Here is a 10,762-nt window from a genome sequence, read left to right as displayed (position 1 = left end):
AGGTACGGGCAGAGCAGATCGACGACCTTGATGCCGGTCACGAGGATTTCGGACGCAGCGGCCTGGTCTTCGAAAGCCGGGGCCGGACGGTGGATCGGGAAGCGCAGTTCGCTGCTGATCGGGCCGCGCTCGTCGATGGGCTCACCAACGACGTTCAGGATACGGCCGAGCGTTGCCGGGCCAACCGGAACCATGATCTGCGTGCCCGTGTCACGGACTTCAGCGCCACGGACCAGACCGTCGGTCGTGTCCATGGCGATGCAGCGGACCTGGCGCTCGCCGATTTCCTGCGCAACTTCCAGAACCAGCGTATGATCGCCGTTCTGGACGTGCAGAGCGTTCAGGATGAAGGGAAGATCGCCTTCGAACTGCACGTCCACGACGGGGCCGCGCACCTGGGTGACGCGGCCGACCACGTTGTTGGCAGCTCCGGCAGAAGGGGTAAGGGTTTCGGACATCGGATTCGTCTCCTGCGTGATCTCAAACGGCTTCTGCGCCGGAGATGATTTCGATCAGATCGTTGGTGATGTTGGCCTGACGCGTACGGTTGTACTTCTGCGACAGACGGTCGATGGCCTTGCTGGCGTTACGGCTGGCATTGTCCATCGCGGTCATGCGCGCGCCCTGCTCGCCAGCAGCACTTTCCAGCAGGGCCGAGAAGATCTGGACCTGAAGGTTGCGCGGCAGAAGCTGCGTCAGAAGCGTCGTCTCGTCCGGCTCGAATTCATACTGGGCCGTGTCGGCATCCGGAGCGGCATTGTCGTTCTCGGGAACCGCGAGCGGAACCAGAGGCGCCTGTACCGGAACCTGCGTCATGGCATTGAGGAAGCGGTTATAGACCAGCGTGCAGCGGTCGATCTCATCCGCTTCCAGCATGGTGACGATCCGGCTTCCGATATCGGCAGCCTTGTCGAACCCGACATCCTTGCCTTCGGTTCCGGCCAGACGGTCAACGACCATGTCCGGATAGTGACGCACGAGAATATCTGCCCCCTTGCGACCGACCGGCAGGATGCGAACCGTCTTGCCTTCCGATACCAAGGTATCGACCAGCTGACGGGCACTGCGGACAATATTGGCGTTGAAGCCGCCGGCAAGGCCACGGTCAGAGGTCAGCACCACCACGAGATGGGTCTGGTCCTTGCCCGTTCCCGCGAGAAGGCGCGGCAGGCTTGTCGCGTCCTCACCACGGGTCGCCGTCGCCAGCTCTGCCATCATGCGACGCATGGCGTCAGCATAGGGGCGAGCCGCTTCGGCCTGCATCTGGGCGCGTCGCAGCTTGGAGGCTGCAACCATTTTCATCGCGTTCGTGATCTTGCGCGTCGATTTGACGCCCGTGATCCGTCCACGCAGTTCCTTCAGCGAAGCCATGGGCTATCCTCAGGCCGAAAAGCGCTTGCCGAATGCTTCGAGCAGCTCCTTGAGCTTGCCTTCCGTCTCCGGCTTGATCTGGCGGTCATTGCGAATGGCCGTCAGGATGTCCGAGCCCGCACCGCGCAGCTCGGACAGAAGAGCGGCTTCGTAGGCCACAACCTTGTCCACGGCGATCGGATCAACGTAGCCACGCGTACCGGCGTAAAGAACAACAACCTGCTCTTCGACGGGCAGCGGGGACGTCTCGGGCTGCTTCAGCAGCTCGACCAGACGGGCACCACGATCAAGCTGCTTGCGGGTTGCGGCGTCCAAGTCGGAAGCAAACTGCGAGAATGCAGCCATTTCACGATACTGTGCCAGCTCCAGCTTGATCTTGCCGGCAACCTGCTTCATCGCCTTGATCTGGGCTGCGGAACCCACGCGGGACACCGAACCACCGACGTTCACGGCCGGGCGGATACCCTTGTAGAACAGATCCGTCTCAAGGAAGATCTGACCGTCGGTGATGGAGATCACGTTGGTCGGGATGTAGGCAGCCGTATCGCCAGCCTGTGTCTCAATGACCGGCAGGGCCGTCAGTGAGCCGCCGCCATTGGCGTCGGACATCTTGGCCGCACGCTCCAGAAGACGGGAGTGCAGGTAGAACACGTCACCCGGGAACGCTTCACGAGCCGGCGGACGACGCAGCAGCAGGGACATCTGGCGGTAAGCCACAGCCTGCTTGGACAGATCGTCGTAGCAGACAAGAGCGTGCATGCCGTTGTCACGGAAATACTCACCCATGGCGCAGGCCGTGTACGGAGCGAGATACTGCATCGGAGCCGCATCAGAGGCCGTAGCGGCAACAACGATGGAGTATTCCATCGCGCCATGTTCGGTCAGCGTGCGGACCAGGTTGGCCACCGTGGAACGCTTCTGACCGATAGCGACATAGATGCAGTACAGGGACTTCTTCGGATCGCCTTCAGCATTGACCGGCTTCTGGGCGACGATGGTGTCGATCAGGATCGCGGTCTTGCCCGTCTGACGGTCACCGATGATCAGCTCACGCTGACCACGTCCGATGGGAACGAGCGCATCAATGGCCTTGATGCCCGTCTGCATCGGCTCGCTGACCGACTGGCGCGGCATGATGCCCGGAGCCTTCACTTCGGCGCGGCGGTATTCAACGTCCGTCAGCGGGCCACGGCCATCGATCGGGTTGCCCAGACCGTCAACCACACGTCCCAGCAGGCCTTTACCGACTGGAACTTCAACCACGGACTTCGTACGCAGGACGGTGTCGCCCTCGCGGATGCCGTCGCCATCTCCGAACAGAACCACACCGACATTGTCGGCTTCGAGGTTCAGGGCCATGCCCTTGAGGCCGGTTCCTTCGAACTCGACCATTTCACCGGCCATGACGTTGTTCAGGCCGTAGACGCGGGCGATGCCGTCGCCGATGGACAGGACCGTTCCCGTTTCGGAAACGGTCTCGACCTGGTCGAAAGACGCGATCTGCTGCTTGAGGATGTCCGAAATCTCGGCGGGACGGATATCCATCACGCGGCTCCCTTCATGGCGTTCTGCAGGCGGGTCAGGCGCCCGGCGATCGAAGTGTCAAAGAGTGTGGAACCGATCCGTACGGTCATGCCACCAATGAGGGCAGGGTCCGTATGTTCGGTCATGGACACGCGGCTGTAGCCGGCTTCGGCCAGTCGGACCTGAAGCTGGCTGCGCTGCGTGTCGTTAAGAGGCTGTGCAGAGCGGATTTCGGCCACGACTTCGCCACGCAGGGCGGCGTCGAGCGCCAGAACACCGTCCAGAATGGATGCAAGATCAGGCAGACGACGGTTTTCGGCGATAACGCCGACAAACCGGCGCAGGACGTCTCCAAAGCCGAGCTTCGACACCAGGACATTCGAAACCGTCTGACCCTGGCGGATGTCTATCCGAGCGTCAGCCAGGAATTTCCGCAGGTCGTCGCTTTCGGAAATGGCGGCACGCAGCGCCTTCACTTCACCCAGAACATCGGGAAGAGTCCCCTGCTCCGAAGCAAGATCATAAAGCGCACGGGCGTAGCGCTGGGCCAAGCCCCCTGTGTGTCCAACCTGCGGCACCTGTGTCACCGTCACACGCGTGTTCCGTCTCACTAAATCCGCCGCAGAGTGCGGCCGGAACCGGCTTATCCGGTTCCTTGCATCAAAACTGTCCGGACCGGGCATAGACGTTCCTGCGCAGGATTCGTCTGAAACCCGGTCCTCCACTTGGGGCCGCCTCTAGCACGCTGTCCCAGCCCTGCGCAACCGAGACGATACGCAAATCCCCTTTCATCCGCCCCCGACCAGACGAAGGTTTGCGTTTTCCTCTACCGGACTGGCATGACGAGAGTTTCACAGTGGTTCTTCGGAAATTCTTTACTTCCGTTCAACACACGCCCTCCAAACAACCACGGAGACCAGATGACCATCCAGAAATACCTCTTTTTTCTGTTAGGCGCGCTATCCATCCCCGCCCTTTCGCTCCCTCCCCTGGCCACGGCAGCACGAGCAACCCCACTAGAGGACAAACCGTCCTTCCCGACCATTTCCTACTGGGACAATTGGACCGACCCTCAAGGTGTCACGCATCTGACCAAGTGCAAGATATCGACATTCCATGAGAATTCGATCACGCCGACCGGAGACAAGGTCATGCTCAGCACACTCCATGACGGGCCGGCAACGATGACGATACGGGTTCAGCCCCCGCATTGGAAAGGCGGATGGAACGAAAGCCATCAGGTCCAATGGATTGTGCCGCTATCAGGAATCTATTTCGTCAAGGCTATGGACGGGACCAGTGTGGAGCTGAATCCGGGTGATGTCCTGCTCAGTGAGGATGTGGCTCCGATCGCTCACGACACCGATCCTAAAGGCCATCAGTCAGGCAATGTCGGCGATTCCGCCGTCGTCCTGCAGATTCTCCAGATTGGAGAAGCGACGCCATCACACGCTCCCTGTCAGGGGCGATAAGACGAAAATATCAATTCCGAGAGATCTGGAGCGGGCGAAGGGAATCGAACCCTCCTAAGAAGCTTGGAAGGCTACTGCATTACCACTATGCTACGCCCGCTCAGGTGGAAGTGTCCTTAGCCCATTTTTTTCCGCGCCCGCAAGAGGGGAAAGATCAAAATGGAAATTCCGCAACAAAGATGTTCGAGGCACTTGACTTTTACTCCTGAACATTCTCTTTTGCGGCCACTGTCGTTGGCATGACACCTCAAAAATGTCTTGCCCGATGATAGGGGTGTAGCTCAATTGGCTAGAGCGCCGGTCTCCAAAACCGGAGGTTGAGAGTTCGAGACCCTCCGCCCCTGCCACTCCTTCTCACCGGATGTCCTTCCCGACACCGGGAGCGGGATTTTCACTTGATTCGAGGACGATGGTGTCGGTCAGTACCCCGAAAGACGAGTCGCGGAAAACGGCGCCTCAAAAGAGCGGATCCGGCTTCAATCTGGTGGCCTACGTCCGTGACGTGCGCGCCGAAGCAAAACGTGTCACGTGGCCGACCCGTCGCAATACCCTGATTACGTCAGGTGCCGTGCTGGTCATGGTTACCGTGACCTGCATCTTCTTCTTCATCGTGGACCAGGTGATCGGCCTCGGCGTCCGCGAACTTTTTGGCGTTGGAGGCTAAGTTCGCACCATGGCGAAGCGTTGGTACGTTGTTCACGTCTATTCCGGTTTTGAGAAGAAGATCGCGAGCCATATCCAGGAGCAGGCTGCACAGAAAGGCCTGTCCGATCATTTCGAACAGATCCTTGTTCCCTCCGAAGATATTACAGAGATGCGCCGCGGCCGTAAGGTCAACGCGGAGCGCAAGTTTTTCCCCGGCTATGTCCTCGTCAAAATGGAACTGACGGACGAAGCCTGGCATCTCGTCAAGGATACCCCCAAGGTTACGGGCTTTCTTGGAACCCGCAACCGTCCGACCCCGATTACGGCAGCTGAAGCCGACCGGATCATGAAGCAGGCCCAGGAAGGCGTTGAGCGTCCCCGTTCTAGCCTCTCCTTCGAGATTGGTGAGCAGATCCGCGTGGCGGATGGTCCGTTCACTTCCTTCACCGGTATGATCGAGGATGTCGACGACGAGCGTCAGCGCCTCAAGGTTAGCGTTTCCATCTTCGGCCGCTCCACGCCAGTCGATCTGGACTTCACGCAGGTCGAGAAGCTCTAAGTTTTTCAAGTTCTATTCCTTACAATAAAAAAGGCTCCCTCTCGGGAGCCTTTTTTATTTGTGACCCTGATGATTCTCAGTCCTTCAGGGGCTGTGGCAGAACCCGCAGTTTTGCTGCAGCCTGATCCGCGATGCTGGCAACACCTTGACTGAGCGCTGCCGTCAGCTTTGCCGTGCTAGACACAACCGGCTCTGACGACTGCCACACCACAGGCGTGGTCATCACAGGACCAATCATCTTTCCAGCCGGGTGAACGGACAGCATGCCCGTCACGAGTGCGTGTCCGACCGAATCGGCTTCAAAATTGCGGATGGTCAGCTCCACATAGGCCGCAGGCGTCGTCGTGACTGCATCATCCTGCGCGAAGACGGTCGTACCCGGCAAACGCTGGGCTAGATCGGTCATCAGCGTATGACCCAGCATGTCCGGAAGCGCCTCACTCCAACTACTGCCCGAAGCAAGCTTTGTCTGATAGTCCTCACTGGTCTTCACAATCGTATCGCGATCAAGCCGCGCGCTCACAACAGGTGTCCGGACCTCGACCACGACAGGGCCTCCCGCCTGGGACACACCCGGCAGAGGAGCCAGCGTATAGAGCGTGGGATCGCTACTACAGGCCGAGAGGAGGCCCGTCAGCCCCAGAGCCCCCACCAGGGACAGGAAACGAAAGCGGGACGTCGAAGAGTGTGTCATGGCTCAGTTCCTGCGGCCGGTGATGAGAGCGGAAGGATGGTGATCCAGATAATCCGTGAGGAACCGCAGGGAGCGGGACATCTGGGTCAGCTGGATGATCATGTTCTGAAGGTTGCGATGGAAATCCGTATCGCCGCCATAAGCCCCCAGAACAGACTGGGCATTTGCCAGAGTGCCCTGCAGCCCCTTCATCAGCGCCGGCAGGTCCTGGTTGGCGGTTTTCGTCAGCCTGCTCAGATTTTGTAGAGAATCGCGCAGCGCCGCGAGGGACTGCGTGACTTCCGGACTATTCAGACGGCTATCCGCATGCGCCAGAAGATCGTTCACATGGCCACCAATTTCGGTCAGCGGCATTGCCGCGATCTTGTCGGTGATGGTGGAGACGGACTCCATGATTCCGTCCATTCCGCCAGCCTGACTGGGGAGAACGGCAACGTCGCCTTCGTAGGTCAAGGCTGTAACAGGAGCATTCTTGACGAATTGCAAGGCAATCATGGATTCACCGGTCAGGAAGCTGGCGCTCTGAACCGAGGCACGCATTCCATCAGCCACGAAGGCCTGGAGATACTTCTCGACAGGCGGCTCCTTACTGTTCTCGATCCGATCATCCCAGTTGGACAGCATACGCTCCGGCTCAAGCTCCATATCCACGCGGACACGAGGCAGCTTCGTAGGGCCTTCGAGAAGGAGACGGACATCAGTGACAGTCCCAATCTGCAAGCCGAACATGGTGACCTGACTGCCGTTCGTAAGGCCTTTGACAGAGGAGTTGATGTAGGTCACGACACGCAGGCGCTTATGGTAGCGCGCGTTGTGGGCATCAGCCTCGCTGGCATAAAGCTTGAAGACGGAATTGGCCGGCGCATCAGGCAAATCGATGTTGCGACGGCGCTCCGGCAGACCAAACGCAATGCCACCCGAGAACAGGGCCTGAAGCGATTTGAGCTGGACCTGCAAACCACCGGCACCAAGGCCGACCTGAACGCCTGAGACGTTCCAGAACCGGCTGTCCGTGCGCAGATAGTGGTCATAGGGCTCCTTGACGAAAGCCTGGATGACGATGGGCCCCATCCCACCCGGCGGCATCGTGTAGCCCAGCACCTCACCCACCTGAAGATCGCGGAAAAAGACCGGCGATCCCGGACCAAGCGAGCCCAACGACTGGGACACAAGCCAGAACGTTTCGCCTGGCTGGTCGGACCGCACACCCGGCGGCGATTCAAGGCCCTTGAAGGACTTCTGGTAGTGGCCGTCATCGCTTCCCGGATCCAAGGCGATATAGGCGCCGGAGAACAATGTATCGAGGCCGGTGATGCTGGCGCCATTGATCCGCGGACGCACGACCCAGAACCGGGTGTGGTCGGTCAGAATATGTGCGCTGTTGGCGTTCATTTGCACCGTAACGTCGACATGTTTCATGTCGTCACTCAGTGTGATGTCCTGCACCGTACCCAGCGTTACAGCCTTGTTCTTTACCTGCGTCTGGCCCGGCGTCAGGCCATCTGCCGTCTCAAACGTGATGGTGATGACGGGGCCACGCGTGGCAAAATGCTCCCACGCCAGCCATCCGGCGATGAGGATGGCCACCACCGGAATCAGCAGAATGAGGGAGAAGCGGGTACGGCGCACCGGGGCTTCCTTCGGCGAGACCGTTGGCTCCCCCCGGTTGTTTCGGGAATCGCTCACGGGCGTCCAGGCTCCATATCAGTAGGGTCAGAAGAAGGCAGGCGAAGCATAGGATCGGACGGAAACGGCGTCTCCGGCTCCCTGATATCCGCTGCGGGGCCTGCGACCGCACCGTTGAGGCCGGCTGCATCCCACATGCCGCGGGGATCGAAAAGCTCTGCGGCAAAAATGGTCAAGATCACGACCAGTGCAAAGCAGACCATTCCCGGATCGGCAGTAACATTGGCCAGAAAGCCGAAATGCACAACAGCGACGAGGATGGAAATCATGAAGACGTCGATCATGGACCAGCGGCCGATAATGACGACAAGCCGGTAGAGTTTCGCCAGATACCTGAGCTGCCAGCGGCCTCCAAAGCGGGGGCTTATGATCATGATCGTCAGAGCAACGATCTTAAGAACGGGCACGGTGATACTGGCGAACAGAACCAGCAGGGACAGCGGAATCATTCCCGCCTGCCACAGTTCGATCACACCGCTGATGATTGTGCTGGGCGCACCATGGCCGACCTTGGTGTAGGTCATGACAGGCAGCAGGTTGGCCGGCAGGTAGAAAACGACGCTGGCTACGAGAAGACATGTGGCCGAGGCCATGCTCTGCGGTTTACGGCGACGCAGGATCTGCCCGCAGCGAGGGCAATCGCCCATATCCTGTTCCTGCGGCACAATATGATCGAAAGCCACGACCAGATTGCAGGCGTGGCAGGACAGCATGTTCTCCACGGGTGGGATGACGCCATTACGAGCGTCCAGATGGGCGACATCCAGAAGATGGCCCTGGTGATCATCGAGCTGGGGACGGATGTCGCGGCTGCGCCAAATCCGTTCGGCATCGAAGGTCGAGTCCACAGCGGCCATGCTCAGCATCAGGCCACCCAGCAGATAGACACCTGGCTGAAGGACAACGAGAGCAAGGTCCACGAGCTTGGTGTATGCCACCAGAACGCCGAGCACATACACCTCCACCATCGACCAGCCACGGAGACGGTCGTACCAAGTAAGAAGACGGGGGGTCCAGTCAGGCATCTGGGGGCGGGAAGCGCCATAGAGAATAGCTGCCATCAGACCGATGATGAGGCCGGGCATAATGATCGTCACCAGGGCGACGAGAACGCCGATCGCGCCATAACCCTGATGGCCAAGTTCGATCGGGCCGCTCATCAGCGAAACCGTGTTTTCACGTCCGTAGACGTTCAGAGTCATGAGGGAACTGATGAGGAGCGTGACGTAGAGCGCGGCGGATGTGATGCAGAATGCGGCTGGAGCACCGATCAGAGATGTCCGGCGGCGGCGGGCAAGTTGGCAACCGCAGCGCAGACATTCGGCGAGATGTCCAGGTTTCAGGCGCGGAACGTGCTGGAAGAGACCGCAAGTCGGGCATTCGCGCAGACCTTCCACCGCATGGATGGATGCGTGGGGCTCCTGACTACGGGAAAAGCTGACGGCGTTGCGCCACAGTCGTTTATGAAAACGGTCAGACATCGGGCTCCTAACCTAACGCAGGGAGCAGTCTTTTGACAGTCCGCCCTCTACAGGCAGCCCTCCGCATCGGGATATCGGGACTCATCGTAGTCCCATCTCAGGCGGATTGCCCAGAGGAAGCCGGATTTATCGGCAATATTTTGAAAACTTGTGAAGATCCGGAAAGCCGCGCAATTGATAATCTCTCCGTCTGCATGACAGCAGAAAGGTATCTCTAATCCGGTATTTTCGGAAGACCTTGATGGTGCCGGTGAAGAGATTCGAACTCCCGACCCCATCATTACGAATGACGTGCTCTACCAGCTGAGCTACACCGGCGCACCCATCAAGGTGGCCGCGTTCTAACCGAGCCCTTCAGGGTTGGCAAGCCGGAAAATGTAAAAACCGGCCCGCATCTTCAGTAACCGCGTCCTGTGTCGATGACGCCGGTCACGGACTCGCCCGCTTCGTAGCGGCGCAGATTGGCCAGAACGACCTCGGCCGCGCTGTCCGACTGTGCGGCGCTGGCGATATGCGGTGTCAGGAAAATGCGGGGATGATCCCAGAACGGGTGTTCGGCGGGCAACGGTTCGGGCGTGGCGACATCGAGAACCGCCTGCGACAGCTGGCCACTGTCGAGGGCCGGGATCAGATCGTCCTGCACCAGATGGCCGCCGCGTCCGCAGTTGATGATGCACGCGCCTTTCGGCAGTTTTTCGAACAGGTCGCGGTTGAGGATGCCGCGTGTAGCTTCCGTGAGCGGGACAAGGCAGACCAGAATGTCGGTCTGCGCCAGAAACTCGTCCAGCTCCGCTTCTCCGGCAAAGGATGTCACGCCCGCGACCTCCCGGCGGCTGCGGCTCCAGCCCCGGCAGTCGTATCCGAGGGCGACGAGCTTCTCCAGAACGGGGCTGCCCAGTTCTCCCATTCCCATGACACCGACGCGATAGAGCCTCGCAGGCCGGTTGTGCGAACCGTTCCAGACATGCTCACGCTGCTGCCGGGCATAGCGGAACATGTCACGGTGGCAGGAGAAAACCGCCCACAGGACATATTCGATCATGCCCTCAACCAGACTGTTCTCCACCATGCGGATGATCTGCACACCGGGGGGAATATTGGCCAGGTTAAGCTGGTCGATTCCCGCGCCCAGCGAAAACAAAACCTCGAGATTAGGAAAAAGCGTGGCGAGATCGTCCGGCGTCTTCCACGCCACGAGATAGCGGACATCCTCTTTCGGGCCGGTTTCAGGCCAGACATGAAACGGCATGTCCGGTCGGGCGCTGGCAAATTTCTCTCGCCAGATGGCGGCGCATTCGGGCGTTTGATGGAAGACGAGCGACATTCTGCG

At 59.6% G+C, this 10,762-nt stretch carries 11 protein-coding genes and 3 tRNA genes (1 of these 14 only partly in view); 4 read left to right on the top strand and 10 right to left on the bottom strand.

Features of this window, described 5'->3' with window-relative positions:
• The 4 genes in view from atpD to atpH are tightly spaced (at most 22 nt apart) and all read right to left on the bottom strand, a layout consistent with a single transcriptional unit that may run on beyond the window.
• A protein-coding gene (atpD, locus tag IGS75_RS07190) for a F0F1 ATP synthase subunit beta (RefSeq protein WP_062028184.1) crosses the window boundary here: on the bottom strand, nt 1-458 show its start. It extends 1,006 nt beyond the left edge of the window; the window shows 458 of its 1,464 coding nt (coding positions 1-458); its start codon is at nt 456-458; its stop codon lies beyond the left edge, outside the window.
• Nucleotides 459-480: 22 nt separating this feature from the next.
• A complete protein-coding gene (locus IGS75_RS07185) occupies nt 481-1,371 on the bottom strand; it encodes a F0F1 ATP synthase subunit gamma (RefSeq protein WP_062108337.1) in 891 nt (296 codons plus the stop codon).
• Between the two features lie 9 nt (nt 1,372-1,380).
• Nucleotides 1,381-2,916 carry a F0F1 ATP synthase subunit alpha gene (atpA, locus tag IGS75_RS07180; protein WP_062028188.1) on the bottom strand — a complete coding sequence of 512 codons (1,536 nt, stop codon included), beginning with the start codon at nt 2,914-2,916 and terminating at the stop codon, nt 1,381-1,383.
• Complete coding sequence (atpH, locus tag IGS75_RS07175; protein ID WP_202256449.1) at nt 2,916-3,488, bottom strand: ATP synthase F1 subunit delta; 573 nt, start codon at nt 3,486-3,488, stop codon at nt 2,916-2,918. The genes atpA and atpH overlap by 1 nt, the downstream gene beginning before the upstream one ends.
• Nucleotides 3,489-3,815: 327 nt before the next feature.
• Here atpH and IGS75_RS07170 point away from each other — a divergent pair, with 327 nt between their 5' ends.
• On the top strand, nt 3,816-4,367 hold the full coding sequence (locus IGS75_RS07170; RefSeq protein ID WP_202256448.1) for a cupin domain-containing protein: 552 nt from the start codon (nt 3,816-3,818) through the stop codon (nt 4,365-4,367).
• Nucleotides 4,368-4,393: 26 nt separating this feature from the next.
• On the opposite strand, the gene IGS75_RS07165 is transcribed toward IGS75_RS07170, so the two are convergent.
• A tRNA-Gly gene (locus IGS75_RS07165) sits at nt 4,394-4,467 on the bottom strand.
• A gap of 170 nt (nt 4,468-4,637) precedes the next feature.
• Here IGS75_RS07165 and IGS75_RS07160 point away from each other — a divergent pair.
• From IGS75_RS07160 to nusG, 3 genes are all read left to right on the top strand, one after another.
• Nucleotides 4,638-4,714, top strand: a tRNA-Trp gene (locus IGS75_RS07160).
• Between the two features lie 62 nt (nt 4,715-4,776).
• Nucleotides 4,777-5,031 (top strand): preprotein translocase subunit SecE, encoded by a 255-nt coding sequence (secE, locus tag IGS75_RS07155; protein ID WP_024717048.1) that lies wholly within the window; start codon nt 4,777-4,779, stop codon nt 5,029-5,031.
• Between the two features lie 9 nt (nt 5,032-5,040).
• Nucleotides 5,041-5,571, top strand: a complete 531-nt coding sequence (gene nusG, locus IGS75_RS07150) for a transcription termination/antitermination protein NusG (RefSeq protein WP_141352159.1) — start codon at nt 5,041-5,043, stop codon at nt 5,569-5,571.
• Between the two features lie 76 nt (nt 5,572-5,647).
• On the opposite strand, the gene IGS75_RS07145 is transcribed toward nusG, so the two are convergent.
• From IGS75_RS07145 to IGS75_RS07125, 5 genes are all read right to left on the bottom strand, one after another.
• Nucleotides 5,648-6,265, bottom strand: coding sequence for a PqiC family protein (locus tag IGS75_RS07145; RefSeq protein ID WP_202256447.1), 618 nt, complete (start codon nt 6,263-6,265; stop codon nt 5,648-5,650).
• A 3-nt stretch (nt 6,266-6,268) separates the two neighbouring features.
• Nucleotides 6,269-7,951: a PqiB family protein gene (locus IGS75_RS07140; protein WP_141352156.1), complete on the bottom strand. Its 1,683-nt coding sequence runs from the start codon at nt 7,949-7,951 to the stop codon at nt 6,269-6,271.
• Complete coding sequence (locus IGS75_RS07135) at nt 7,948-9,432, bottom strand: paraquat-inducible protein A (RefSeq protein WP_202256446.1); 1,485 nt, start codon at nt 9,430-9,432, stop codon at nt 7,948-7,950. The genes IGS75_RS07140 and IGS75_RS07135 overlap by 4 nt, the downstream gene beginning before the upstream one ends.
• 242 nt (nt 9,433-9,674) lie before the next feature.
• Nucleotides 9,675-9,750, bottom strand: a tRNA-Thr gene (locus tag IGS75_RS07130).
• Between the two features lie 79 nt (nt 9,751-9,829).
• Nucleotides 9,830-10,756 (bottom strand): 2-hydroxyacid dehydrogenase, encoded by a 927-nt coding sequence (locus IGS75_RS07125; protein ID WP_202256445.1) that lies wholly within the window; start codon nt 10,754-10,756, stop codon nt 9,830-9,832.
• Nucleotides 10,757-10,762 lie beyond the last annotated feature (6 nt).

It is taken from the genome of Gluconobacter sphaericus (assembly GCF_016757795.1).
GTDB lineage: Bacteria > Pseudomonadota > Alphaproteobacteria > Acetobacterales > Acetobacteraceae > Gluconobacter > Gluconobacter sphaericus.
Note: the sequence above shows the minus strand (reverse complement) of the source record. Positions and strands in the feature narration are given on the sequence as shown.

Coding starts and splice junctions, on each gene's coding strand:
- secE (WP_024717048.1), top strand. CDS start 4,777: ATGGTGTCGGTCAGTACCCCGAAAGACGAGTCGCGGAAAACGGCGCCT.
- IGS75_RS07170 (WP_202256448.1), top strand. CDS start 3,816: ATGACCATCCAGAAATACCTCTTTTTTCTGTTAGGCGCGCTATCCATC.
- IGS75_RS07125 (WP_202256445.1), bottom strand. CDS start 10,756: ATGTCGCTCGTCTTCCATCAAACGCCCGAATGCGCCGCCATCTGGCGA.
- IGS75_RS07135 (WP_202256446.1), bottom strand. CDS start 9,432: ATGTCTGACCGTTTTCATAAACGACTGTGGCGCAACGCCGTCAGCTTT.
- IGS75_RS07185 (WP_062108337.1), bottom strand. CDS start 1,371: ATGGCTTCGCTGAAGGAACTGCGTGGACGGATCACGGGCGTCAAATCG.
- nusG (WP_141352159.1), top strand. CDS start 5,041: ATGGCGAAGCGTTGGTACGTTGTTCACGTCTATTCCGGTTTTGAGAAG.
- atpA (WP_062028188.1), bottom strand. CDS start 2,916: ATGGATATCCGTCCCGCCGAGATTTCGGACATCCTCAAGCAGCAGATC.
- IGS75_RS07145 (WP_202256447.1), bottom strand. CDS start 6,265: ATGACACACTCTTCGACGTCCCGCTTTCGTTTCCTGTCCCTGGTGGGG.